Below are 25,466 nucleotides of genomic sequence, written 5' to 3'. Positions count from 1 at the left end.
CCTTCGCCAGCAGTCACTGCTAAAACACAGCTGGTAACAGGGCGATAGAAAAAGGCTATAAATTCGATAGCCTGCTATTTTTCTAGCATGGTCTACCCTCATTTCAGACGTCTGAAACAAAGGGGGGATTTTTCATGCTCGCTCAACTTCCGCCGGCCTTACAGAATCTGCATCTACCGCTTCGTTTGCGGCTCTGGGATGGCCATGAGTTCACGCTCGGTGCCGATCCCAGCGTCACGATTGTGGTCAAGGACCCTCAAGTGGTCGCGCAATTCACCCACCCCAGCCTGGATGCACTGGGTGCAGCGTTTGTCGAAGGCAAACTCGAGCTTGAAGGCTCTATCAATGAAGTCATTCGTGTATGTGACGAGCTGAGCCAGGCCCTGGTGGACGAAGACGACAGCAACTTGCCGGTGCGTACTGTCCACGACAAGGAAACCGACGCCAAGGCGATCTCCTATCACTACGACCTGTCCAATGCGTTTTATCAGCTCTGGCTCGACAGCGACATGGTGTATTCATGCGCTTATTTCGAGACCGGCAGCGAAACCCTCGAACAAGCGCAACAAGCGAAATTCCGCCATTTGTGCCGCAAGCTGCGCCTGCAACCCGGAGACTATCTGTTGGACGTTGGCTGTGGCTGGGGCGGGTTGGCGCGTTTCGCGGCGCGGGAATTCGGAGCCAAGGTGTTTGGCATTACCCTGAGCAAGGCGCAGCTCGCCCTGGCTCGGGAGCGGGTCAAGGCTGAAGGCCTGGAAGATCAGGTGGAGCTGCAGTTGCTGGACTATCGGGACCTGCCCCAGGACGGACGTTTTGACAAAGTGGTCAGTGTCGGCATGTTCGAACACGTGGGGCACGCCAACCTGGCCCAGTACTGCAAGACGCTGTTCGGTGCCGTCCGTGAAGGCGGCTTGGTGATGAATCACGGTATCACCGCCAAGCACACCGATGGCCGTCCGGTAGGGCGCGGGGCGGGCGAATTCATCGAGAAATACGTGTTTCCCAATGGTGAGTTGCCGCATCTGTCGATGATCTCTGCCGAAATCAGCGAAGCCGGGCTGGAAATCGTCGATGTAGAAAGCCTGCGCATGCACTACGCGCGCACCCTCGATCATTGGAGCGAGCGTTTGGAGGACAACCTCGAAGCCGCGTCCAGGGAAGTACCGGAGCAGGCCTTGCGAATCTGGCGGCTGTATCTGGCGGGCTGCGCCTACGCGTTCGCCAAGGGCTGGATAAACCTGCACCAGATTCTCGCGGTCAAGGCCCATGCCGATGGCAGCCATGAATTGCCTTGGACTCGCGACGACATTTACACGCCTTAAAGAATCGGCGAAATGAGCCGGGCGATTCGCATGCCGATTTTTTGCAGGCGGTGGGTCTCCCGGCTTTCTTGTTTGGCCACTTCGTGGGCTTGGGCAAAATCCTTCTCGAGCATTTGCTCCACTTCGCTGGCAAACGCGATATCAACGGTCAGCAGCATGACTTCGAAATTCAATCGAAACGAACGGTTATCCAGGTTCGCACTGCCGATCGCGCTTATTTCCTGATCGATCAGTACGACTTTCAGGTGCAGGAATCCTGGCTCATAACGAAACACCCGGACGCCGGCCCGCACCGCTTCGAATGCATAGAGGCTGGACGCCGCGTAGACGATTTTGTGATCGGGCCGCGAAGGTAGCAGGATACGCACATCCACGCCGCGCAAGACGGCCAGGCGCAGCGCCGCAAAGACCGCTTCGTCAGGGATGAAGTAAGGCGTGGTGATCCAGATTCGCTCGTTTGCGGCGTGGATCGCTTCGACGAAAAACAATGAGCAGGTTTCCTGCGCGTCCGCCGGACCGCTGGCCAGCAGTTGGCAGAGCACGCCGCCATCCGGATAGGTGTCCGGCAGGATCAATGGCGGCAATGCACGGGCGGCCCAGAACCAGTCTTCCGCAAAGGATTCCTGCATGCTCGCCACCACGGGGCCGCGCACTTCGACGTGGGTGTCGCGCCATGGGGCCAACGGAGGCTTTTCGCCCAGGTATTCGTCGCCCACGTTGTGACCACCGACAAACCCCAGGACGCCGTCCACGGCCACGATCTTGCGATGGTTGCGGAAGTTGACCTGGAACCGGTTCAACCAACCGCTGCGGGTGGCAAAGGCTTTCACATGGACGCCGCCGTCGCGCAGTGCCTGGACATAACGGTGGGGCAGGGAGTGACTGCCGATACGGTCATAAAGCAGGTATACCGCCACGCCCTCGGCTGCTTTCTTCAACAGTAACGCGTGCAAGCGTTGGCCGAGACGGTCGTCATGGATGATGAAGAATTGGATCAGAATGGCTTCCCGCGCACTTTCCATGGCCTGGAAAATCGCCTCGAACGTGGCGTGGCCATCCACCAGCAGCCGCACCTGGTTATTCGCCAGGCAAGGCGCGCGTCCGAGCTTCGGCATGGCGCGCAAGGAAGCATAAGCGTGAGACGCGCGGGCTGTGAGCGCCTCTTCGACCCAAGGCCGCCAGTTCAGCTCGGAGATCGCCTTGCGCATCTCTTCGTTGGCCTGTCGTCGCGCCTTGATGTAACCGTCGAAAGTACTGCGGCCAAAAACCAGGTAGGGAATAAGCGTCAGATAAGGGATGAACACCAGTGACAGGGCCCAGGCGATCGAGCCTTGGGCGGTTCGCACGGTGAGTACCGCATGGACCGCAGCGATGGAACCGAGGGTGTGGAGCAGCGCGATCAGGTAACCGAAAACATGCGGGCCGTAATAGTCCATGGGGCAGCCGTGCTCCTGAAGTTTCAATGCTTAACAGACCATGTTACGCAACGAATGTCGCTAATTAATTCACCTGTGCTGGCCTGAACCGAAGCTTGCCGGCAGCGTCTAACGGCCACTTGTCCTCTGGAGTTTTTGCAATGAAAGTTCGCCTGCTGGGTTTGGCCTTGGCCATTGGTTTCTCGGTTCCTGTAGCGGCTCATGCGCAGATGCTTCAACCGGGCCTGTGGGAACTGACGACAAGCAACATGAAGGTCGATAACCAGAATCTGCCTGACCTGCAATTGATCCTCGGCCAGTTGCAGAACCAGATGACGCCCGAGCAGCGAGCGATGCTGGAAAAGCAAGGCATCACCATGGGTGGTAAAGGTATTCGGGTATGCCTGACGCCGGAGCAAGTCCAGACCAACGACATCCCGCTGCAGGATCCGCAATCAGGGTGCAAGCAGCAGATCACCGAGCGGACCGGCAACCAATGGAAGTTTCGCTTCAGTTGTCCGAAAGCCCAGGGCAGTGGCATCGCGACCTTCCAGAGTGATCGCGAATTCACCACCAAGGTCAATGGCACGTTCAACGCCACGGGCATCCAGCAGAACGGTAGCCTGGATACCCGCGCCGTGTGGCTGGGGCAGGATTGCGGAACGGTCAAGCCGAGGGCTTGATTTCAGGGCTGGCTCAACGCTTCGTACAGGGTGTTGAGGTTGTACTCGAACAGGCCGGTAAACGTGCTCGCGGGTCCGCTGGCGGCGAGGGCGTCGGAGTACAAGGTGCCGCCGATGTGCGCGCCGCTTTCATCGGCAATTTGCTTGAGCAGGCGTGCGTCCTTGATGTTTTCCATGAACACCGCTTTGACTTTGGCCTGACGGATTTGCGTGATCAAGGCAGCCACTTCGGCAGCCGATGGCTCGCGTTCAGTGGACAAGCCTTGCGGTGCCATGAAATCGATGCCGTAGGCTTGGCCCAGATAACCGAAGGCGTCGTGAGAAGTGACGATCTTGCGATTGCCGGGTGGCAAAGCGGTGAACTTCGCCTTGGCTTCGGCGAGTAGGGCATGGATCTTTTTCAGGTACGCCTGGCTGTTACGTTCGTAATCGGCCTTGTTGGCCGGGTCGGCTGCTTCCAATGCCTTCGTGATGTTGCCGACGTAGAGCACGGCGTTGGCAAGGTTGTGCCACGCATGCGGGTCTGGGATGGTCTCCCCGTCTTCGTCCAACGAACGTGGAATCACGCCACGGCTGGCACTGATTACCGGCGCGGTGGTTTCGGTGCTGGTGACCAGGCGATCCAGCCACGGCTCGAAGCCCAATCCATTCTTGATGATCACCTTGGCTTTCAGCAGCGCCTTGGCATCGTCTGGGGTGGGCTCGTAGGTGTGTGCATCGGCGTCGGGACCGACCATGTTGACGATCTGAACGTGTTCGCCGCCGACCTGTTGGGTCATGTCGGCAAGGATGCTGAAGCTGGTGACAACCTGCAGCTTTTCGGCAGCAGGGGAGGACATGGACACCATCAAGCTGAATATCAGGAGCAGGGCGCGCATCGGCAAAACCTCATTGGGATGTGAGCAAAGGCGGGCGGCGCAGCAAGCCATGCACCGGACCGAATACTACGGACAGCAAATAGAGCACGCCCGCCATCAGTACGATGGCCGGTCCGCTGGGCAGCGAGAAGTAGAAGGACAGCAGCAGGCCCAGCCACACCGAAAGGCAGCCGAATAGTGCGGCCAAAGCCATCAGGGCCGGCAGGCGGCGGCTCCAGAACCGCGAAGCCGCGGCAGGCAACATCATCAGGCCCACAACCATCAGCGCTCCGATGGCCTGGAAGCCAATCACCAGGTTCAACACCACAAGTGTCAGGAACACGCCGTGGGCCAACGGACCCAGACGACTGACTGTCCGCAGAAACAAGGGGTCCAGGGTATCGAGCAACAGCGGGCGATAGATCAGCGCCATTGCACCCAGGCTTGCGGCGCAAACCCAGAGCATGCCGGTGAGTGTCGGACTGTCTACTGCCAGTGCGGAACCAAATAACAGGTGCAGCAAGTCCAGGCGTTTGCCGGCCATGCCGAGAATCAGTACGCCGGCCGCCAGGGATATGGGATAGATCGCCGCCAGGCTGGCGTCCTCTCGCAGTCCAGTGCGGCGGGTAATCCACGCTGCGAGCCCGGCCATGCTCAGGCCGGCCCCCAGGCCTCCGACGGTCAGGGCAGGCAGGCTCAAGCCGGCGAACCAGAACCCGAGCGCTGCGCCCGGCAGGATGCCGTGAGCCACGGCATCACCGATCAGGCTCATCCGCCGCAGAATCAGAAACACCCCTAGCGGAGCCGTGCTGCACGCCAGTACCAGTCCGCCCAACAACGCCCGGCGCATGAACAGGAAATCCAGGAAGGGCTGCCATAGGTGGGGTGCGCTGAGCATCAGGCGACCTGCGTGTACTGAGGCCGTTCGATCAAGTCGACGCTGCGACCCAATGCGCAACCTGTAGGACTGATCAGCAAGGTGTGGGGAACATGCCGATGTACCGCAGCGAGGTCGTGACAGACCACCATTAAGGTCCGACCTTCTCGGTGCCATTGGTGAATATGTTTCCACAACAGCGCCTGGCCCATTTCGTCGAGCGCAGCATGAGGCTCGTCGAGCAGCAGGACGGGTGCCTCGGCCAAGCTCAACCGGGCGAGCAGGGAACGCTGTAGCTCACCACCCGACAGAGCCATCAGTGGGCGATGTTCGAGGCCGCTTAGATTCCAATCGTCCAGGACGGCCTTGAGTCGCTGGTTTCGGGTCGCAGGATTTTGTCGAAGGCCCCATGAGCCTGCTGCAACCAGCTCTTGCAGGCTGATCGGGAAATGCCGGTCCAAGTGTTGTTGCTGGGGCAGGAATGAAACACCGCCGCGCCGAGGCACGTTCAATGAAGCTGTTCCAGATAGCGGCTTTTGCAACCCGGCCAGCACTTTTAAAAGGCTGCTTTTTCCGGAGCCGTTGGCGCCGATGATGGCGGTCAGGCTGCCTTCAGGTCGTTCCATGTCCAGCGGGGGCGTGAGCGGTTGACCCGGCGCACCCCATCTCAAGGCTTGGCAACGAATCATGAGGCCTCCCGTACCCAGTGACTCTGGGCGACGGCATCGTGGGCATGGAGGCTTTCAGCGTGAACCACCCGCACGTCAAATGAGGAGATCCAGGGCATCTTTTGCAACGCGACGTTCAATCGACGCGCAGCGTCTTCACAGAACATCAGGTTCTGGCCGTTGGCCAAGGCAAAGGCTTGTTCGTCCGCACGCTTCACGGCGGTTTGTAGAGCGGTGCCCAGGGCAGCCTCGGCCTCGTTGATCAGCGCCAGCCATGGTAATTCACGGATATCGGTGTTCAGCCGTACTTTCAAGGTGGCGAGGCTGCGTTGGCTATGAGGGGTAGCGACGATGCCTTTTGATGAGCCCAGCCAAGCGAGCACGTCGGCATGCTCGAGCGCTTTGTTTGCAAAATCCTCGATGAATTGTTGCTGAATGAGCTGACGCGCGAGCGCTGCCGAGCAGGGACAGGTGGATGAATACGGAACTTGAATCTCAAGTTCCACGTGGAACATCGAATCGTCCAAGTGAGCGTCCACCTTGGTGGGGTACAGCTTCCACCCAGCAAGAGGGCTGATCAAGGCGGAGCGTTTGTACATGAGATCCGTCTTCAGGCTAAGCGAGGCGCGCCGGGACAATCCCCCATGGCTATCAAGGAAGCTCTGTAAAATCTGTCGTAAAAGAGACGGCGAAAGTGGGGAGTTTTCGAGCGGCTCCAGCGCCAGATACAAGCGTGACATATGGATGCCACGAGCTTCGCCATCATCGAGGCTGACGCCCGCGTCAGCAGTTGCGCTCAAGCGTTGACCGTCGATCAACAGCGGTACAGCAATGCCGCACATGCCGACCCAATCTAGCGGCAAGTTCTGGCGAGATGCCTGTGCCGCGACGTCTGGCAGAGTTAACGCATTCATCTTGAAGGTCCAGAAGAGGTTCGCTTGAATGTTATAGTATAACAATAAAAGCGACGAGGCCTTTTTCATGAATGCTTTTTCATGGGCAGCGTTCCACGTGAAACATCAGCGTTTCGGTTGCTCGCACCCGCTCATACGGCCGCATACAAACCGGCCACCGCCCCCGCCGGAGCTGGAAAAGCGATTGATAGTGGTCCAACCCACGCGCCGGCTATATCCAACCCAGGCTTCGCCTTCAGAAGCAAACCCGGTGAAAAACGTCAGCTGACCATAACGGCTATTTGTCTGGGACCAATAGCGCCGTCCGGTAGCCTCAAAACCTCGTAAATAAAAGGTATTTCCTGCCGTGAAAACGCTGTAGGCATTGCCTTGTGCATCGACGCACGCGAGCAGATTGGCGCTGCGCGTGCAATTGGCCGGCGTGGGAGGGTGAGCCGAAGCACCCACTGAAAATAGCAATAACAGCCCTATCGGCAAAAGATTCGAAAAGCTCGGCATACGGTGTCGCCATGGAAATCGTTTGGTCAGCTTGCACTGTTATACTATAACATGTATATCGACCAGCCTTTCATCGAACCAATGCCTGAAGACTCCCCGTGAATAACGGCGTCCCAACGAGGATCCTCTGATGACCAAGCGTCTCCCTGTAACCGTGCTTTCCGGATTTCTCGGTGCCGGAAAAAGTACCCTGCTTAATCACGTCCTGCGCAATCGGGATGACCTTCGCGTTGCCGTCATCGTCAACGATATGAGCGAGATCAACATCGATGGAAGCGAAGTCCAGCGAGACGTCAGCTTGAGCCGGTCGGAAGAGAAACTGGTGGAAATGAGCAACGGATGCATTTGCTGCACGTTGCGTGAGGACTTGCTTGAAGAAGTCGGGCAACTTGCCCGGGAAGGGCGCTTCGATTATTTGCTGATCGAATCCACAGGCATCTCCGAACCGTTGCCGGTGGCCGAAACCTTCACGTTTCGTGACGAGGAGGGCCGAAGCCTGGCCGATGTGGCGCGGCTCGACACCATGGTGACGGTGGTCGATGGGGTGAATTTCCTGCTGGATTATCAGGCCGCGGAAAGCCTGGCGTCACGGGGGGAAACTCTGGGCGAGGACGATGAACGCTCGATCACCGACCTGCTGATCGAACAGATCGAGTTTGCCGACGTGATTCTGATCAGCAAGATCGACCTGATCAGCCAACACGAGCGGGAAGAGTTGACCGCGATTCTGCAGCGTCTCAACGCCCAGGCGCAGATCATTCCAATGGTCATGGGTCAGGTACCGCTGGGCCGTATTCTCGACACCGGCCTTTTCGACTTTGAGCGCGCCGCCCAGGCGCCTGGCTGGCTACAGGAACTGCGTGGCGAGCATGTACCTGAGACAGAGGAATATGGCATTGCCTCGACCGCCTACCGGGCACGTCGGCCGTTTCATCCCCAGCGTTTCTTCAACTTCATCGACCGTCCGTGGCCAAATGGCAAGCTCCTGCGCTCCAAGGGGTTCTTCTGGTTGGCCAGCAAACCTGAGGAGGCGGGGAGCTGGTCCCAGGCCGGCGGCCTGATGCGCCACGGATTTGCCGGGCGCTGGTGGCGGTTCGTACCAGAAAACCAATGGCCGCAGGACCAAGAGAGCACCGCGGCCATCATGAAGAACTGGTCTGTGGCCACCGGCGATTGCCGTCAGGAGCTGGTGTTTATTGGCCAGGACATCGACTTTGGTCAACTCACCGCCGAATTGGACGCCTGCCTGCTCACCGACGAGGAATTGGCCCTTGGTGTCGAAAGTTGGCGGCTATTGTCCGATCCATTCGGCCCATGGCATGAAGAGGCGGCAGTGTGATGCTGGCGCCGAGTCTGAAAAGGGCATTGCAGGTACAGCAGGTCCAAGGCGATACACCGGAGATACTCACGAAGATCCTGGACGACGGCACCAACCTGGCGGTCTGGCAACGTCAGCTTCCCGCGCACATCGGCGATTTCGCGGCACTGGTACTTGCGTTGGACCAGCCATTGACCGAATCACGGGTGCTCGACTTGCCGGATGATGACGCCCAGCCAGCGCTGCAAGGCTTGGCTGCAGGCTTCAGCGACCTGCACGGCTATGAAGGCTTTATCGCCGACGTCTCTTGGCTGGTTTGCGCATTTGCTTGCCTGTTGGGGGCGCAACGGGTCGGTCTGCGTCTTCGCACGTTGGACAAGGCCATGTGCCCGCGCTTTCACGTTGATCACGTACCGGTGCGGCTGCTGACCACCTATGGGGGCGTCGGCAGCCAGTGGCTCAAGGAGGGCGTCATGGATCGCCAGCACCTGGGGCAACCTGAGGCCGAACCGGTGGATCCACAAGTGATCGAGCAGTTCTGTTGCGGTGATGTCGGCTTGCTTAAAGGCGAGAAATGGCACGGCAACGAGGGGTTTGGCCTGATCCACCGCTCACCGGAACCCGCCCCGCAAGAGCGTCGCCTGATTCTCACGCTGGACTGGCTGGCTTAAGGCTTGAGCCAGGTGCCCTGGCTTTGCCCTTCGCAAAATGGCTGCAGGTAAGCGGCATCGGTCGCCACGCCGTAGTAGTGAATATCCTGGCGGTAAGGCATATTGGCGACCTGAGCGTTGCGGCAAACGCCGAACGCGCCGCCGGGGCACTGATCGACGTATTGCACCTCGACCTTCTGGCCGGCCAGGTTTGGCTGGCAGAAGCCATCGGCAAACAGCTTCTGCGGAATGTTGAGGTTCTGCTGGCAGACTTTCACATCGAGCCGCTCCGCCTGGCTGTGGACCACGCAAGCCTGGGCCAGTACCTGGTTCGACGTCAGCGCCAGTAACAACCAGCCGATCATTCGCATGTTCACCTCCATCGAAAGCCGTCGATTATGTTGCAGCACATCCCCACTCATGTCATAGCCGGCCCTTTGGGCGCCGGCAAGACCAGCCTGATCAGGCATCTTCTGGCCCAGCGCCCGGCCAGCGAGCGCTGGGCGGTGCTGATCAACGAGTTCGGTCAGATCGGCCTGGATGCCGCGTTACTGACCCAGGCTGGCGATGGTATCGCACTGGGCGAAGTGGCCGGCGGTTGTTTGTGCTGCGTCAACGGCGCGCCGTTTCAGATTGGTCTTGGGCGTCTACTGCGCAAGGCTCGGCCGGATCGGCTGTTTATCGAACCCTCGGGCCTCGGCCATCCGGTGCAGTTGGTGCGGCAGCTGAACGAAGCACCCTGGCTTGGTGTACTGGCGGTGCAACCTTGCGTGCTGGTGTTGGATGCCCAGGCGATGGCGGACGGCAAGCCGTTGCCCGATGCGCAGCGACAAACCCTGGCGGATGCCGGACTGCTGGTGCTGAACAAATCCGAGACCCTTACGCAAGCCGACCGGGAACGGCTGGCGATGCAACTGCCAGGACGGACGCTGTACTGGACGCAGCACGCAGCGTTGCCGATCGACCAATTGCCTGGCCTGGCGGCTCGGGGCAGCGAGGCTGTGGATAACTTGAGCCTGCCCAAAAGCCTGGGTCGAATGGCGGCCATATGGACCGACCCGGCGGTGCCGATCCGCCTGTATCAACAGCAGGAGGGCGGCTGGAGTATCGGCTGGCGCTGGCACCCCAGCCAGCAATTCGACGCAGCGGCGCTTACGCATTGGCTAAAAGATCATCACTGGAAGCGCGCGAAGATGGTTATCCACAGTGCCGACGGTTGGGTTTCAGCCAATGCATTGGAAGCGGCGGCACTGCAATGGCAAGCCAGTGAATGGCGCGAAGACTCGCGGATCGAGCTGATATTCGACCAGCCGCAAGACATTGATCGCCTGCAAACGGGTCTGTTGATTGCTCGGTGCACCTGAATCAGCTTTGCTTCAAGGCTTCCATTTGTTGTGCTCCTGACGCCACTGGCTCAGTTCGATGACTTCAGCTCTGGGCCGGGTCTGCACCGGCTCAACTGGCGTGGGCGGGGCCTCTTCGAAGGGCATCGGGTAGGGAGCCAGTTCGATATGCGCGCTGTGGGCACCGAACTGAGTGATGGTGCCGGTATGACGGGTCTCGCCCGTCACCGTGAATTCGAAATTATAGATACGTGCCAGGCGCCGCCGTCCGTTGGCGTCCTTGACGAATCCGATCTTTCGCAGCGCCACGTTGCCGTCCAGCAGCTCGATTTTCAGGTTGGCGCAATGTTGCATGACCCTCGCCAAGGCTCGTTCGCGCAAGCCATGGTTGTGCCACCGCCAGGCGCCGCCGGTAGCCAGCAGCATCAGCACGAAAATGTTTCCAAGGGTCAGCATGAACGAAGAGCTCCAACAAGTTGCCGTCAGCTTAACTGTGTCGCCGGTCTGTCGTACAGGCTGCGTTTAGTCGCATACTGCGCGGCTTGAATTTCAATCGTTTTACGGACATTTCCCGCATGAAACGCACGCCCCATCTGCTTGCCATACAGTCCCACGTGATATTCGGCCATGCCGGCAACAGCGCCGCCGTGTTTGCGATGCAGCGGGTCGGCGTAAACGTGTGGCCGCTCAACACCGTGCAGTTTTCCAATCACACCCAATACGGGCAGTGGGCCGGTGAAGTGCTCCCGCCGGACCAGATACCGCTGTTGGTAGAGGGCATCGCGGCCATTGGCGAGCTGGGCAATTGCGACGCGGTGCTGTCCGGTTATCTGGGTAGCGCAGCCCAGGGACAGGCGATCCTGTCGGGTGTGGCGCGCATCAAGCGTTGTAATCCCAAGGCGTTGTATCTGTGCGACCCGGTCATGGGGCATGCGGAGAAGGGCTGCATTGTCGCGCCCGAGGTGGGCAGGTTCCTGCTGGAAGAGGCCGCTGCCGTGGCTGACATCATGTGTCCTAACCAGCTGGAGCTGGACAGTTTTTCCGGCCGCAAGGCGCAATCACTACTCGACTGCCTGGCGATGGCCCGTGCGCTGTTGGCCCGTGGCCCGAAAGTCGTGCTGGTCAAGCACCTGGCTTATCCCGGCAAGCCCGAAGACAGCTTCGAGATGCTGTTGGTCACGGCTGAAGGCAGCTGGCACTTGCGCCGTCCATTGCTGGCGTTTCCCCGCCAACCGGTCGGAGTCGGCGACCTGACGTCGGGGCTGTTCCTGGCGCGGATACTGTTGGGGGACAGCCTGTCGGCAGCCTTTGAATTCACCGCTGCGGCCGTGCATGAGGTGCTGTTGGAAACCCAGGCGTGTGCAAGCTACGAATTGCAGCTGGTCCGCGCCCAGGACCGTATTGCCCATCCTCGCGTGCGATTCGAGGCCATGCCGATCAGCCTTTGATCGCTGCGGGAGCGAGCTCGCTCCCACCTTGATTTCGACGGCGGGTTACGGCCCGTCCGCCTTGATTTCCTGATAACGCCTCTCCAGTTCCTGGCGAATCTGGCGACGTTGCTGCGCTTGTTCGTAGCGGCGCTTCTCTTCGCTGTTCTGCGGTTGCAGCGGCGGGACGGGCGCCGGCTTGCGCTGGTCATCCACCGCTACCATGGTGAAGAAGCAGCTATTGGTATGGCGAACCGAGCGCTCACGAATGTTCTCGGTCACGACTTTGATGCCCACTTCCATCGAGGTATTGCCGGTGTAGTTCACCGACGCCAGGAAGGTGACCAACTCGCCGACATGAATCGGCTCGCGAAAAATCACCTGGTCTACCGACAATGTCACCACGTATCGGCCGGCATAGCGGCTGGCACAAGCGTAGGCCACCTCATCCAGGTACTTGAGCAAGGTGCCGCCATGGACATTGCCAGAGAAGTTGGCCATATCGGGGGTCATCAACACCGTCATCGACAGCTGGGCGTTTCCGGGTTCCATAACGTTCTCACGGTTCAAGGCAGCAGTTTCGAGGGCGCGCCTCTGCGGGCGCTGGAATGTGGTGAGCGGGTTCAAACCACTCATATCGGGACGCTGCGCCACGACTTGCCGTCACGCTTGGGTGGATCTGTTTCCATATATTGCACCGTCTTTTCGTAAGAAGTCCCGGTGTTAACCTGCAAAAAACCCGTCATGCCGGGTATTCCTACAAAAGAAACGGACGTACCCGACTTCACCTGGAGTCGTTTCGACAAGGAGCCCCACAATGCACGCCATCAGTTTCATTCAAGACCTGGCGATCATCTTGCTGGCGGCCGGGTTGGTCACCGTACTGTTCCATCGTTTCAAGCAACCGGTGGTGCTGGGCTACATTGTCGCCGGCTTTATCATCGGCCCGCATACGCCGCCGTTCGGCTTCATTCACGATGAAGAAACGATCAAGACCCTGGCCGAGCTCGGCGTGATCTTCCTCATGTTCTCCCTGGGCCTGGAGTTCAGCCTGCGCAAACTGTTCAAGGTGGGAGCCACGGCGTTTATCGCTGCGTTCCTAGAGATCGTATTGATGATATGGATCGGCTATGAAATTGGTCGCTGGTTCGACTGGAGCGCCATGGACTCGCTGTTTCTCGGCGCGATCCTCGCGATTTCCTCAACCACGATTATTGTCAAAGCCTTGAATGACCTGAAGATGAAAAACGAGCGCTTTGCGCAGTTGATCTTCGGGGTGTTGATCGTCGAGGACATCCTCGGCATCGGTATCATCGCTTTACTGTCGAGCATCGCTGTCAGCGGCACCGTAAGCTCCAGCGAGGTGTTTTCCACGGTCGGCAAGCTGTCGCTGTTCATGATCGTAGCGTTGGTCGTCGGCATCCTGCTGGTGCCGCGATTGCTGGCGTACGTGGCGAAGTTCGACAGCAATGAGATGTTGTTGATTACCGTACTGGGGCTTTGTTTCGGCTTCTGCCTGCTGGTGGTAAAGCTGGAATACAGCATGGTGCTTGGGGCGTTCCTGATCGGTGCGATCATGGCCGAGTCTCGACAATTGCTGAAGATCGAGCGATTGGTGGAGCCTGTGCGCGATCTGTTCAGCGCAATATTTTTCGTGGCTATCGGGCTGATGCTCGATCCGGCCATTGTGCTTCAATATGCGTGGCCGATCGCAGTCATTACCTGCGCGGTGGTATTGGGCAAGATATTTTCTTGTGGTCTCGGCGCCTTTATCGCGGGAAATGATGGACGCACCTCTCTACGAGTCGGGATGGGGCTTTCACAGATTGGCGAATTTTCTTTCATTATCGCTTCGTTGGGGATGACCCTGCAGGTGACCAGCGATTTCCTTTATCCGGTCGCTGTGGCTGTCTCGGTGCTCACGACATTGTCGACCCCTTATCTGATTCGGGCCGCTGATCCGTTGTCGGTCAGATTGGCGTCGGCAATGCCGCAGCGATTGACGCGCGTGCTGGGCATGTATGGAGAATGGTTGCGCAGCATCCAGCCACAGGGTGAGGGAGCCATGCTGGCTTCCATCATCAGGCGAATCATGCTGCAGGTGGGCGTCAACCTGGCATTGGTGATCGCGATTTTTGTCTCGGGGGGGTATTTTGCCGAACGAGTGTCTGCCTATCTGCAAGACTGGATCAGCGATCCGAGCTGGCAGAAAGCGTTGATCTGGGGCGGCTCGCTGTTCCTGTCGCTACCGTTCCTGATCGCGGCGTACCGCAAGCTCAAGGCGTTGTCGATGCTGCTGGCGGAAATGGGTGTAAAGCCGGAGATGGCCGGCCGCCACACCCAGCGCGTGCGTCGCGTGATCGCCGAAGTGATTCCGCTCCTTTCGCTGCTGGTGATTTTCCTGCTGCTGGCAGCCTTGTCAGCCAGTATCTTGCCGACCAACAAGCTGCTGGTATGGATCGCAGTGGTCGCGATTGCCTTGGCGGCCCTGCTTTGGCGCTGGTTTGTCCGCCTGCATACACGAATGCAGGTGGCCTTGCTCGAAACGCTGGACAATCACAAGGGATCGTCCGGGCATTGATCAGCGCCGGACGCTAGAGCATCAACTTTCCAACCAGACATCCCTTGCCCAGTGCCATACCGATTCCCACGTTTCCTCGGCGATCAGCTCCTCTTCTGCCTGCCATAGCACTACGGTGCCGTCTTCTTCGACACAGTAGTAGTCATCGCCGTCCTGGCAGATCGGAATCAGGCTTCGATCAACACCGGCATCCCAGGCATTGGCGGCCACATCCGGCAGGTAGGTATGGGACTGCGGATCGGTAACGGTCACCGGCTCCAGGCTGCCGTAGACGACATCGCTGACGGTGAGCAAAAACTCCCGGAACACGAACGGGATATCGATGAACAGCTGCTCTTCGATTTCCACCAGCAAGTCTTCGTCGGGCAATTCCAATGGAACCGGTACGGGTTCGTTGGCTTCGCGTAATTGTTCGATGATTTCTTCCACGTCCGGGATCCTCTTTCTCGATGGCGCGGTTTTATAGGGCGGTTTATACAGTAGCCCGCTGTAGATGCAACCGCGAAATAGAAAACCCCGGCAAGTGCCGGGGTTCTTTTATTTCAACCTGCGAAACGCGCAAAGGTTCAACCGTTCTGGCGGATACCTGCGACCAGCCAAGGCTGGTTTTCGCCTTGGGCACGTTCCATGTTCCAGCTTTCGCTGAACGCTTCACCTTGGTCGAAGCGAGAGTCTTTCGACACGCCGACGAAGGTCAGGGTGGCGATAGTCTTGTCGGCGCGATCGTCGACGCCTTCGAGTTGTATCTGGAGGTTATCGATGTAGGTGGACTGATAGCCATCACCCAACTCGGCCCGCTCGCGCTTGAGGAACTCCAGCAATTGCGGGGTGACGAACTCGGCGATCTTGTCCATTTCGTTTGCGTCCCAATGCTGCTGCAGGGACATGAAATGGCTGCGTGCCGCTTCGATGAAGCGTTCTTCGTTGAACCAGGCAGGTGCGTTGATCACCGGGCGCGCCACTGGAGCAGCCGCGCCACCGAAGATCGAGCCACCGGCAGGTTGTTGGTTGAACACTTCACGCTGCATCGGCGCATGGCCGGCCGGAGCGAATTGCTCCTGCTGCTTGCGACGACGGGCTGCGATGAAACGGAAGACCAGGAAGGCAATGACCGCCATGATCAGGATGTCGAAGATCTGCATGCCCTGGAAGCCGTCGCCCATGAACATGGAAGCGAGCAGACCACCGGCCGCGATACCGGCCAGGGGGCCGAGCCAGCGCGAAGCGCCGCTGGCCTTGGTGGCCGCGCCAGCAGCACCTGCCGCGCCCGCGGTGGCGGCAGTGGACCCGGCGGCAGACGACGGCGCCATCTGGCTGGTCTGATGAGTCGGGGCTGCGCCCGAACTTTTACCACCGCCAAAACGCTTGGCGGCATTGGCGTCGATGGCCATCGTCAGGCCGATGCACAACGCCATGGCGATGCTAAGAAAACGTTTCATATAAAGGCATTCCCATTTGTGGATAGCACGCGCGCCATGTTGCACAGGTGAACTGTTGCTGGCTAGCAGCAGAGTGTTTCGGGCTTTTGCGTGACAGCCAAGGTTCAGGTTCGGCTCGCGCAAGGAGCCTTGTTCGCTTTGGGCTGTAGGAAAGGTGAACAAGTTCTATCGGAAATATTTAATGTTTCCAGAATAATTGTGGGAGCGAGCAAGCTCGCTCCCACAAAGGGGATTACCGAGGCTTTTAGATCGCTTCCAACTTGGCATACCCCAGCATCAGCCATTTGCTGCCTTCGCTGAAGTTGACTTGGACCCGAGCCTGGGCACCGGCGCCTTCGAAGTTGAGAATCACGCCTTCGCCGAATACCGAATGTCGGACGGCCTGGCCCAGGCTGAAGCCGGTTTCCGGGATGTCGCTGCCGGCAAACAGGCTGCTGGTGCCTTGTTGCTGACTGCCGCCGAACGGTCGACTGACACTGTTGGAAAGACGCACTTCCTGGATCAGACCCTTCGGCACTTCACGTACGAATCGCGACACTTTGTTGTAGGTCTCGCTGCCATACAAACGTCGGGTTTCAGCGTAGGTCATCACCAGGTTCTGCATGGCACGCGTGATGCCGACATAAGCCAGGCGCCGTTCCTCTTCCAGGCGTCCGGGCTCTTCCAGGCTCATCTTGTGGGGAAACAGACCTTCTTCCATGCCCACCAGGAAGACGTAGGGGAATTCCAGGCCCTTGGCGCTATGCAGGGTCATGAGCTGAATACTGTCTTCATGCTCGTCCGCCTGGGTGTCGCCGGCCTCCAGGGAGGCGTGGCCGAGGAAGGCCGACAACGGCGACAGGTCTTCATCTTCTTCGGTGTTTTCGAAGTTGCGCGCAGCGCTGACCAGTTCCTCAAGGTTTTCCACCCGGGCCTGGCCTTTCTCGCCTTTTTCAGCTTCATGGTAGGCAATCAGGCCGGACTGCTCGATGACGGTCTGGGTCATCAAGTGAAGGGGCATTTCCCCGCATTTGGCGGTCAGGTCTTCTATCAGGTCCATGAAAGCCTTCAGGGCGCCGGCGGCACGGCCGGTGACGCCTTTGTTGTCCACCAGCTGGCGCATGGCTTCCCACATCGACACATGGCTGTGACGGGCATGGTCGCGAATCGCCTCGACGGTTTTCTCGCCGATGCCCCGCGTCGGCACATTGATTACCCGCTCCAGGGCCGCGTCGTTGCCTCGTCCTTCGATCAGGCGCAGGTAGGCCATGGCGTTCTTGATTTCGGCGCGTTCAAAGAAGCGCTGGCCGCCATAGATACGGTAAGGGATCCGTTCGCGAAGCAAGGCCTCTTCAAGCACTCGCGACTGGGCGTTGGAGCGATAAAGGATGGCGATGTCGCTGCGGGCCAGGCCGGTTTTCAACGCGCTCTCGATGGTTTCCACCACATAGCGGGCCTCATCGTGTTCGTTGAACGCGGCGTAGAGATTGATCGCCTCGCCTTCGTTGCCCTCGGTCCACAACTCCTTGCCCAGGCGACCGGTGTTGTTGGCGATCAGGGCGTTGGCGGCTTTGAGGATGCCGGCGGTCGAGCGGTAGTTCTGTTCCAGGCGAATCACCTCGGCGTCGGGAAAGTCCGCCGAGTACTGGTGGATGTTCTCGATCTTGGCGCCACGCCAGCCGTAGATCGACTGGTCGTCGTCGCCCACGACCATCAGGCTGTCGCCGCCCTTGGCGAGCAGGCGCAACCACGCGTATTGAACGGCGTTGGTGTCTTGGAATTCGTCCACCAGGACATGTCGGAAGCGCCTCTGGTAATGCTCCAGCAGCCCCGGGTGGTCACGCCACAGGTCCAGCGCCCGCAGCAACAGTTCCGAGAAGTCGATAACCCCCGCACGCTGGCAGGCCGCCTCGTAGGCTTCGTAGATGCTGCGCATGGTTGCCAGGAACAGGTCACCGCTGGCCTGGATATGCTGCGGGCGCAGGCCTTCGTCCTTCTGACCATTGATGAACCACTGAGCCTGGCGGGCGGGCCAGCGTTGTTCGTCCAACCCAAGTTCGCGAATCACGCGCTTGACCAACCGTTGTTGATCGTCGCTGTCCAGGATCTGGAAGGTCTGGCTCAGGCCGGCTTCCTGCCAATGGGCGCGCAACAGGCGATGGGCCAAGCCGTGGAACGTACCGACCCACATGCCAGCCGGGTTGATGCCCATCAACTGTTCGATGCGATGGCGCATCTCGGCGGCAGCCTTGTTGGTAAAGGTGACCGACAGGATCGAATGGGGCGAGGCGTTCTCGACCTGGATCAACCAGGCGATACGGTGCACCAGCACTCGGGTCTTGCCGGAGCCGGCACCGGCCAGGACCAATTGACGGCCCACGGAGGCAGCAACTGCCTGGCGTTGGGCATCGTTTAGGGAGTTCAGCAGAAGGGAGAGATCATCGCGCATCGAGGCATTCTAGGGTGCGGCGCCACCTCGGGCAAACCGAGCTTTGCATTGGCCGACAAAACACCGCCTGCGGACGACCGGTCAGTCATCGCCAGCAAGCATCGGCGGGGCTCGGTTACGGTGGCCGGCGCGCAATTGGATCCGCGTTTTTTCAGTATTTTTATGAACCAGGGCAGTGTGGGATGGCCTTTGGCTTGTGTATGCTCGGTGATCGTTTCGGGCTCACCATGCTCCCCTGAATAAGAACAAGAACAACATTTATGACCTTCAATTCCGATCTGGCAGGCCCGCGTGTAGAGCCGCGGATTATCTGCAAGCAGTACGCCACGGAAATGGCGGTCGAACGCACCAGGTTGTTGTACCAGGGCTCGCTGCTGCCCACATTGTTCATGCTGATCAACGGTCTGGTCTGCGCGGCGCTGCTGTGGGAGCCTCAGCGCTATTTCCTGGTCAGCGTGTGGCTGGTCTGGTTACTGTCGCTGGTCGCGCTGCGGGTGATCCAGGTGGCCGCTTTCGATTCGGCGATACCAAGCCGCCAGGCCCACCCGGTCTGGTTGCGCATGTTTCTTCTGGGCTCGGCCATGACCGGCCTGACGCTGGCCGGTGCGGGCATTGCCCTGGTGCCGGCAGACAGTTTCCAGCAACAGGCTTGGGTGTTCGGCCTGATCGGCGCCGCGACCCTCTCTGCCAGTGTCGCTTACGCCGTGAGTCTACCGGCGTTCCTGTCCTTTACCTTGCCCTGTCTTTTGCCGGCTATCGCTTATCTTTTCTGGGGGCCGGACGAGCATCAACGTGGCTGGGGTTGGCTCGGGCTGGTGGTGCTGGTCTCGCTGAGCGTGGTGGCCTGGCAGGTCAACCGGCTGATACAGAACGGGATGTTGCGACGGTTCCAGAACCAGGCGTTGATCGAGCATTTGCAGCAGGCACAAAGCCGCGGCGCGCAGCTCAACGAGGCGTTGGCCCGGGAGGTCGAACAGCGTCGCTCCGCCGAGGCCCAATTGCGCACGGCGCAGGTTGGCCTGGAGGCGCGGGTAGCGCAGCGCAGCCTCGAACTGGAGGCGGCCAGCCAGGCCCTGGTCAAGAGTGAAGCGCGCCTGGCGTTGGCCCTCAAGGCCAGTGAGCTGGGGTTGTGGGACTGGAACCTGCAGACCGACGAGGTTCATCACACCCAGCTCAAGGAGCTATTTGGTCTGGAACCCGAATACATCACGGCCATGCTCAGTCATCTCACCCCGCGCCTTCATCCCCAAGACCTTCCGGCGCTCAAGCGTGCCCTTGTCGAACATCTGAAGGGCCGCAGCGAGGATTACCAGATCGAATACCGCGTGCGCCACGGCGACGGCCATTGGGTCTGGATCGAAGACCGCGGCCGGGCCGTGGAGCGCAGCGCGAATGGGCGGGTACTGCGCATGGTCGGTACGCGCCGCAACATCAGCGTCGGCAAGGAGCTGGAACAGCAGCGCCAACTGGCCGCCACGGTGTTCGAGGCCGCCAGTGAGGGTATCGTGATTTTGGACCCCAATTACGCGCTGCTTGCCGCCAACCAGGCGTTTACACGAGTGACCGGCTTCGATATCGCGGACATGCTGGGGCGCAATGTGGTTGATCTGCCTTGCAGTCGCGACGCGCGTCGGCACTATCCGGTGATTCGCCAAGCGCTCAAGCAGCACGGCACCTGGCAAGGCGAGCTGGTTGAGGCGCGCGCCAACGGCGAGCTCTACCCACAGTGGCTCCAGTTGAATGTCGTGCGGGACTCGCGGGGAAATATCAGCCATATAGTCGGTTTCTTCGCCGATCTTTCAGCGCGGCGCGAATCCGAAGAGCGGATGCGCTATCTGACCCATTATGACGAGCTGACCGGGCTGGCGAACCGCTCGCTGTTCCGTGAGCGCTTGAACGAAGCCCATCAGCGGGTGCGCCAGGGAGGACGGCGTAGCCTGGCCTTGCTGCACATCAACCTCGACCGTTTCAAACTGCTCAACGACAGCCTCGGCCATGACATCGCCGACCAGCTTTTGCAGAAAATGGCTCGGCGCCTGATCAACGCATTGCCCGAAGCCGACACCATCGCCCGGCTGTCCGGCGATGAGTTTGCGGTACTGTTCGACGCCTACGGCAATCTTTCGAGCCTGGCGCGAGTGGCGACCCGACTGGCCACCAAGCTTCGCGTGCCGGTGACGATCGATGGTCACGAACTGGTGGTCAGCGCCTCCATAGGCATCAGCCTGCTGCCGGATAACGCGCGGGAAATTTCCACCCTGGTCAGCCAGGCCAACATGGCCATGCAACACGCCAAGCACTTGGGCGGGAATAATTTCCAGTTCTACACCGACAGCCTGCAAGCCAGCACGCTGGAGCGTCTGCAGTTGGAGAACCAGTTGCGCAAGGCGTTGGAAGAACAACAACTGAAAGTGTTCTACCAACCCAAGCTATGCCTGGCGACGGGGCGTCTGAATGCCGCCGAAGCGTTGGTGCGCTGGGAGCATCCGAGCATGGGCCAGATTCCACCCGGGGAGTTTATCGGTCTCGCCGAAGAAACCGGGCTGATCGGTCCGATCGGCGAGTTCGTGCTGCGCCAGGCTTGTTGGCAGGCGTGTGAATGGCAGCGCCAGGGGCTGGAGTCCATTCGTGTCTCGGTCAACCTTTCGGTGCATCAGTTGCGCCAGGGCAAGTTGGTCAGCCTGGTGCGCCAAGTGCTCGAAGAAACCGGCCTGGCTCCGCATTATTTGGAGCTGGAACTCACGGAGAGCCAGTTGCTTGACAGCGTCGAGCACATCATCGCTACGTTCCAACAGCTGCGGGATCTGGGAGTCAAGCTGGCCATCGATGACTTTGGCACCGGTTATTCGTCCCTGAGCTACCTCAAGCGCATCCCGGTGGATTACGTGAAGATCGACCAGGCCTTCGTTCGTGGGCTGGAGGAGGGGGGCGAGGACGCGGCCATCACCCGCGCGATCATTGCCATGGCCCACGGACTGTCGCTCAAGGTTGTGGCCGAAGGTGTCGAGCGGGAGGGACAGCTTGAGTTCCTGAAGAATGAGCACTGCGACGAAGTCCAAGGTTATCTCATCAGTCGACCGGTTGGAGCCGAAGGCCTCGCCCGTCTGCTGCGGGAGCAGGGATAGGATTGGACTTGGCGTGCGCCGAGCCTGCGAGACGGCTACAAGGAGCGTCGCCCGCCAAAACAAGGGACAACAAGGTCAATTCAGTTACGTATTGGACAGGCGAAGAGCCGATTCTTGTAGTATAACTACAAGCCTGCTACATCCCGGCACCTGCCCATAACAAGAGTCCAGCCCCTTGAACCTGTTGCAACACATTGCCCAGTCACGCCACTTGCTGCGCAAATCGGAGCTGAAAGTCGCCGATCATGTACTGCTTGATCCCGCGGCCGTGATGCACAGTTCCATGGCCGATCTGGCCCACAGCGTTGGCATCAGCGAACCAACCATCGTGCGTTTTTGCCGGGCTATCGGTTGCTCGGGTTTCCAGGACTTGAAGCTCAAATTGGCGCAAAGCCTGGCGGCCGGTGCCAGTTTCGGGCAATTCGCTATTCATGAAGACGATTCGGTCGCCGACTATAGCCTGAAAATTTTCGACACGACGCTGCACACCCTGATGGAGGTCCGCGAGAAACTTGACCCGGTCGCGCTGCAGAAAGCCGTTACGGCAATGTCCCAGGCCCAACGTGTCGAGTTCTACGGGTTCGGCGCCTCGGGTGCGGTGGCGGCCGACGCCCAGCACAAGTTTTTCCGGTTGCTGCTGACGGCGGCGGCTTATTCCGACCCGCACATGCAGGCCATGTCGGCCGTCACGTTGAAGCCGACCGACGTGGCGATCTGTATTTCCCAGTCGGGGCGCTCCAAGGATCTGTTGATCACTGCCAATCTGGTGCGTGAAAGCGGCGCCTCGCTGATCACCTTGTGTCCGAGCCAGACACCGCTGGCTGAGCTCTCCACCGTGAACCTGGCGATCGACGTGCACGAAGACACGGAAATCTATACGCCGTTGACGTCGCGCATTGCCCACCTGGTGGTTATCGATGTGCTGGCGATGGGCGTCGCCATGGCGCGTGGCCCAAGCCTGGTCAACCACCTCAAGAGCGTGAAGCGCAGCCTTCGCAGCTTGCGGTTGTCACCCAAGTCGGTGAAGGCGCTGGACGACTAAACGCGGCCTTAGAAGTCAGGGCTTTTGGGCGGGGGAGCAAGCTCCCACACCACGGGGCATTTGGCCGAATTCATCGTTCTGTAACGCTCGCGCCGCCAAACCGTCATCCCTCACCGTCATCGTGAAGCTCCCGTATACGTCTTGGGAGTCTCGACATGACCCAGTCCTACGAAGAACGCAGCGCCGCCAAAACCCGTCGCCAGCAGGAAGACCAGCGCCGCATGGCGTTCCGTCGTGCCATCGAAGACCGCTATGAGCAGCGTCAGCTCCTGGCGCAAATAAGCGAATATCCTGACCTGATGGAAATCAATTACTGGCAGGCAACGCCGGCGGTTTCCCGTCGAAACGCTCAACCAAGCCGATGATCTGCGCACGTTCGCCGCGAACGAATGCCAGAAACGCATGAGCCACCGGTGACAGGCGCTTGGCCCGGGCCTGTACAAGGCACCAGCTGCGATACAGCGGCAGCTCCTCCACCGGCAACTCGATGAGCGCGCCGGACGACAATTCCCGGCTCACGGCGTGGCGCGTCAAGAGCGCCACGCCCAGCCCGGCCACCACGCATTCACGCTGGGCTTCGGCAGACGCCACCTCCAGCGTCTGGGTGAAATGCACCCGTTTCTCCTTGAAATATTCCTCACAGGCCAGCCGCGTGCCTGAACCCGGCTCGCGCAACAGCTGCGTATAGGGTTCCAGGTCTTGCAAGCGCAATGAGCCCATGTGGCACAGCGGATGATCGGGCGGCGCCACCGCAACGATGGGATTATTGAGAAACGGCAGAAACTTCAGGCCCATGTCCTGGGGCACCATGGACATGATCACCAGGTCATCCCGGTTATCCGAAAGCCTGCGGATGACTTGGCCGCGATTGACCACCGTAAGGTTCAGGTTGACCTCCGGATGCTGGCGCTTGAACGCGGCGAACAGATGCGGGACGAAGTACTTGGCGCTGGACTCCACCGCAAGCTTCAGCTGGCCTTGCAGCGAGCCCTGCATGTCGGAAAGCTGCATATCGAGGTTTTCCAAACGCCCGAAGATATCCCGGCTGGCGCGTTGCAGCGCTTCGGCGGCTTCGGTCATGTAGAGTTTTTTGCCGACATACTCAAACAACGGCTGGCCGATCAGCTCTTCCAGGGATCGAATCTGTAGGCTAACGGCCGGTTGCGTGAGAGACATTTCATCCGCCGCACGGCTGTAGGACCTCAGATCGCACACCTCATTGAAGATTTGCAGCTGACGCAACGTCATACGCATCAATGACTTACGCATTTTTCAAGCACTCTGGTCCGAGACTGATCACCCAACTATAAGTGTTTGCTTATGCGTGACCCAATAATTATTCATTTTTGTTAATCCCCAGCCAGGACTAGTGTGGGGCTGCGACCAATTGTTACATCTGGTCACGCGTCGGCCTGGATCCCAGGCCGTGGTATCACCGGCTCAAGGGAACCTCCAATTGATAACAAAGATCCTGATCGCCAACCGTGGTGAGATTGCCGTCCGCATCGTGCGCGCCTGCGCCGAGATGGGCATTCGCTCGGTCGCGGTCTACTCCGACGCGGACCGCCATGCGCTGCATGTCAAGCGCGCGGACGAGGCCCACAGCATTGGCGCCGATCCGCTGGCCGGTTACCTCAACCCGCGCAAATTGGTCAACCTCGCCGTGGAAACAGGCTGCGATGCCTTGCACCCCGGCTATGGCTTTCTGTCGGAAAACGCCGAGCTGGCAGATATCTGCGCTGAACGCGGAATAAAATTCATCGGTCCGTCGGCGGAAGTCATTCGGCGGATGGGCGACAAGACCGAAGCGCGCCGCAGCATGATCAAGGCGGGCGTACCGGTGACGCCAGGCACCGAAGGCAACGTCGCGGGCATCGAAGAAGCCCTGGCCGAAGGCGACCGAATCGGTTACCCGGTAATGCTTAAGGCTACGTCCGGTGGCGGCGGTCGGGGTATCCGTCGCTGCAACAGCCGCGAAGAACTCGAACAGGCCTTCCCGCGTGTCATCTCCGAAGCCACGAAGGCGTTTGGATCGGCGGAAGTGTTCCTCGAAAAATGCATCGTCAATCCCAAGCACATCGAAGCGCAGATCCTGGGCGACAGTTTCGGCAATGTGGTGCACCTGTTCGAACGGGACTGCTCGATCCAGCGCCGCAACCAGAAGCTGATCGAAATCGCCCCCAGCCCGCAACTGACCCCCGAACAGCGTGCCTATATCGGCGACCTGTCTGTGCGCGCCGCCAAGGCTGTCGGTTACGAGAATGCCGGTACCGTTGAGTTCCTGCTCGCCGAAGGCGAGGTGTACTTCATGGAGATGAATACCCGGGTCCAGGTAGAGCACACCATTACCGAAGAAATCACCGGTATCGACGTGGTGCGCGAGCAGATTCGCATCGCCTCCGGGCTGCCGCTGTCGGTCAAGCAGGAAGACATCCAGCACCGCGGCTTTGCGTTGCAGTTCCGCATCAACGCCGAGGACCCGAAAAACAACTTCCTGCCCAGCTTCGGCAAGATCACCCGCTACTACGCCCCGGGTGGCCCGGGCGTGCGCACCGACACGGCGATCTACACCGGTTACACCATTCCGCCGTTCTACGATTCGATGTGCCTGAAGCTGGTGGTCTGGGCGCTGACCTGGGAAGAAGCGATGGACCGCGGCTTGCGGGCCCTGGATGACATGCGCCTGCAAGGGGTCAAGACCACCGCCGCGTATTACCAGGAAATCCTGCGCAATCCGGAGTTCCGCAGCGGCCAGTTCAATACCAGCTTCGTTGAAAGCCATCCGGAACTGACCAACTACTCGATCAAGCGCAAACCCGAAGAGCTGGCCTTGGCCATCGCCGCCGCCATTGCCGCCCACGCAGGCCTGTAAGGAATCA

General features: G+C 59.6%; 24 protein-coding genes. 11 read left to right on the top strand and 13 right to left on the bottom strand.

Annotated features, from left to right (window positions below; all coding sequences use genetic code 11):
- Positions 1-134: 134 nt before the first annotated feature.
- Positions 135-1,322, top strand: coding sequence for a C17 cyclopropane fatty acid synthase CfaB (cfaB, locus tag J3P90_RS25980; RefSeq protein WP_420766085.1), 1,188 nt, complete (start codon positions 135-137; stop codon positions 1,320-1,322).
- Here cfaB and cls read toward each other — a convergent pair.
- Complete coding sequence (cls, locus tag J3P90_RS25975) at positions 1,319-2,758, bottom strand: cardiolipin synthase (RefSeq protein ID WP_434675602.1); 1,440 nt, start codon at positions 2,756-2,758, stop codon at positions 1,319-1,321. The genes cfaB and cls overlap by 4 nt on opposite strands.
- Before the next feature lie 140 nt (positions 2,759-2,898).
- On the opposite strand from cls, the gene J3P90_RS25970 reads away from it, so the two are divergent.
- Complete coding sequence (locus tag J3P90_RS25970) at positions 2,899-3,420, top strand: DUF3617 domain-containing protein (protein ID WP_420766087.1); 522 nt, start codon at positions 2,899-2,901, stop codon at positions 3,418-3,420.
- A 2-nt stretch (positions 3,421-3,422) separates the two neighbouring features.
- Here J3P90_RS25970 and J3P90_RS25965 read toward each other — a convergent pair whose 3' ends face one another.
- From J3P90_RS25965 to J3P90_RS25945, 5 genes are all read right to left on the bottom strand, one after another.
- Positions 3,423-4,298 (bottom strand): metal ABC transporter substrate-binding protein, encoded by an 876-nt coding sequence (locus J3P90_RS25965; RefSeq protein ID WP_434561530.1) that lies wholly within the window; start codon positions 4,296-4,298, stop codon positions 3,423-3,425.
- Between the two features lie 10 nt (positions 4,299-4,308).
- Entirely contained in the window at positions 4,309-5,175 is an 867-nt protein-coding gene (locus J3P90_RS25960) for a metal ABC transporter permease (RefSeq protein WP_434675601.1), read from the bottom strand.
- Entirely contained in the window at positions 5,175-5,843 is a 669-nt protein-coding gene (locus J3P90_RS25955) for a metal ABC transporter ATP-binding protein (protein WP_420766090.1), read from the bottom strand. The genes J3P90_RS25960 and J3P90_RS25955 overlap by 1 nt, the downstream gene beginning before the upstream one ends.
- Positions 5,840-6,736, bottom strand: coding sequence for a GTP cyclohydrolase FolE2 (folE2, locus tag J3P90_RS25950; protein ID WP_434676606.1), 897 nt, complete (start codon positions 6,734-6,736; stop codon positions 5,840-5,842). The genes J3P90_RS25955 and folE2 overlap by 4 nt, the downstream gene beginning before the upstream one ends.
- A gap of 105 nt (positions 6,737-6,841) precedes the next feature.
- Positions 6,842-7,234 carry a glutamine synthetase gene (locus J3P90_RS25945; protein ID WP_434675600.1) on the bottom strand — a complete coding sequence of 131 codons (393 nt, stop codon included), beginning with the start codon at positions 7,232-7,234 and terminating at the stop codon, positions 6,842-6,844.
- 130 nt (positions 7,235-7,364) lie between these two features.
- Between J3P90_RS25945 and zigA the strand changes: the two genes are divergently transcribed.
- The gene (zigA, locus tag J3P90_RS25940; protein ID WP_434675599.1) at positions 7,365-8,573 is read left to right on the top strand and encodes a zinc metallochaperone GTPase ZigA; all 1,209 of its coding nucleotides are present in this window, start codon (positions 7,365-7,367) and stop codon (positions 8,571-8,573) included.
- The gene (locus J3P90_RS25935) at positions 8,573-9,223 is read left to right on the top strand and encodes a DUF1826 domain-containing protein (RefSeq protein WP_434561540.1); all 651 of its coding nucleotides are present in this window, start codon (positions 8,573-8,575) and stop codon (positions 9,221-9,223) included. The genes zigA and J3P90_RS25935 overlap by 1 nt, the downstream gene beginning before the upstream one ends.
- On the opposite strand, the gene J3P90_RS25930 is transcribed toward J3P90_RS25935, so the two are convergent.
- Positions 9,220-9,573 carry an NADH:ubiquinone oxidoreductase gene (locus J3P90_RS25930; protein WP_434675598.1) on the bottom strand — a complete coding sequence of 118 codons (354 nt, stop codon included), beginning with the start codon at positions 9,571-9,573 and terminating at the stop codon, positions 9,220-9,222. The two genes, J3P90_RS25935 and J3P90_RS25930, sit on opposite strands and share 4 nt — an antisense overlap.
- Positions 9,574-9,600: 27 nt before the next feature.
- Here J3P90_RS25930 and J3P90_RS25925 point away from each other — a divergent pair, with 27 nt between their 5' ends.
- Complete coding sequence (locus tag J3P90_RS25925) at positions 9,601-10,566, top strand: CobW family GTP-binding protein (protein WP_434675597.1); 966 nt, start codon at positions 9,601-9,603, stop codon at positions 10,564-10,566.
- Positions 10,567-10,578: 12 nt separating this feature from the next.
- Here J3P90_RS25925 and J3P90_RS25920 read toward each other — a convergent pair whose 3' ends face one another.
- On the bottom strand, positions 10,579-11,001 hold the full coding sequence (locus tag J3P90_RS25920; protein ID WP_434675596.1) for a DUF3301 domain-containing protein: 423 nt from the start codon (positions 10,999-11,001) through the stop codon (positions 10,579-10,581).
- Between the two features lie 119 nt (positions 11,002-11,120).
- On the opposite strand from J3P90_RS25920, the gene pdxY reads away from it, so the two are divergent.
- Positions 11,121-11,993, top strand: coding sequence for a pyridoxal kinase PdxY (pdxY, locus tag J3P90_RS25915; protein WP_420766098.1), 873 nt, complete (start codon positions 11,121-11,123; stop codon positions 11,991-11,993).
- A 45-nt stretch (positions 11,994-12,038) separates the two neighbouring features.
- On the opposite strand, the gene J3P90_RS25910 is transcribed toward pdxY, so the two are convergent.
- A complete protein-coding gene (locus J3P90_RS25910; RefSeq protein ID WP_039593237.1) occupies positions 12,039-12,524 on the bottom strand; it encodes an acyl-CoA thioesterase in 486 nt (161 codons plus the stop codon).
- A gap of 265 nt (positions 12,525-12,789) precedes the next feature.
- Here J3P90_RS25910 and J3P90_RS25905 point away from each other — a divergent pair, with 265 nt between their 5' ends.
- Positions 12,790-14,553 carry a cation:proton antiporter gene (locus J3P90_RS25905; RefSeq protein ID WP_420766099.1) on the top strand — a complete coding sequence of 588 codons (1,764 nt, stop codon included), beginning with the start codon at positions 12,790-12,792 and terminating at the stop codon, positions 14,551-14,553.
- Positions 14,554-14,574: 21 nt separating this feature from the next.
- Here the strand turns inward: J3P90_RS25905 and J3P90_RS25900 are convergent, their stop codons facing one another.
- From J3P90_RS25900 to uvrD, 3 genes are all read right to left on the bottom strand, one after another.
- Positions 14,575-14,982 carry an SMI1/KNR4 family protein gene (locus J3P90_RS25900; protein ID WP_003187120.1) on the bottom strand — a complete coding sequence of 136 codons (408 nt, stop codon included), beginning with the start codon at positions 14,980-14,982 and terminating at the stop codon, positions 14,575-14,577.
- A gap of 137 nt (positions 14,983-15,119) precedes the next feature.
- A complete protein-coding gene (locus tag J3P90_RS25895) occupies positions 15,120-15,992 on the bottom strand; it encodes a Tim44 domain-containing protein (protein WP_434561548.1) in 873 nt (290 codons plus the stop codon).
- Positions 15,993-16,236: 244 nt separating this feature from the next.
- Positions 16,237-18,420 carry a DNA helicase II gene (uvrD, locus tag J3P90_RS25890; protein ID WP_434675595.1) on the bottom strand — a complete coding sequence of 728 codons (2,184 nt, stop codon included), beginning with the start codon at positions 18,418-18,420 and terminating at the stop codon, positions 16,237-16,239.
- 260 nt (positions 18,421-18,680) lie between these two features.
- Between uvrD and J3P90_RS25885 the strand changes: the two genes are divergently transcribed.
- The 3 genes from J3P90_RS25885 (at position 18,681) to J3P90_RS25875 (ending at position 22,952) form a co-directional block, all read left to right on the top strand.
- The gene (locus J3P90_RS25885) at positions 18,681-21,545 is read left to right on the top strand and encodes a putative bifunctional diguanylate cyclase/phosphodiesterase (protein WP_434675594.1); all 2,865 of its coding nucleotides are present in this window, start codon (positions 18,681-18,683) and stop codon (positions 21,543-21,545) included.
- A 175-nt stretch (positions 21,546-21,720) separates the two neighbouring features.
- Positions 21,721-22,587 (top strand): transcriptional regulator HexR, encoded by an 867-nt coding sequence (gene hexR / locus J3P90_RS25880; RefSeq protein ID WP_003187110.1) that lies wholly within the window; start codon positions 21,721-21,723, stop codon positions 22,585-22,587.
- A 155-nt stretch (positions 22,588-22,742) separates the two neighbouring features.
- Positions 22,743-22,952, top strand: coding sequence for a PA3496 family putative envelope integrity protein (locus tag J3P90_RS25875; RefSeq protein WP_434561552.1), 210 nt, complete (start codon positions 22,743-22,745; stop codon positions 22,950-22,952).
- Here the strand turns inward: J3P90_RS25875 and J3P90_RS25870 are convergent.
- Positions 22,894-23,856: a LysR family transcriptional regulator gene (locus J3P90_RS25870; RefSeq protein ID WP_434675593.1), complete on the bottom strand. Its 963-nt coding sequence runs from the start codon at positions 23,854-23,856 to the stop codon at positions 22,894-22,896. The genes J3P90_RS25875 and J3P90_RS25870 overlap by 59 nt on opposite strands.
- Positions 23,857-24,043: 187 nt before the next feature.
- Here J3P90_RS25870 and J3P90_RS25865 point away from each other — a divergent pair, with 187 nt between their 5' ends.
- Entirely contained in the window at positions 24,044-25,459 is a 1,416-nt protein-coding gene (locus J3P90_RS25865; protein ID WP_420766105.1) for an acetyl-CoA carboxylase biotin carboxylase subunit, read from the top strand.
- The last annotated feature ends 7 nt before the right edge of the window (positions 25,460-25,466 follow it).

It is taken from the genome of Pseudomonas sp. D3-10 (assembly GCF_051132175.1).
In the GTDB taxonomy this organism is placed as follows: Bacteria; Pseudomonadota; Gammaproteobacteria; order Pseudomonadales; family Pseudomonadaceae; genus Aquipseudomonas.
This window is presented reverse-complemented; position numbering and strand designations above follow the sequence as displayed.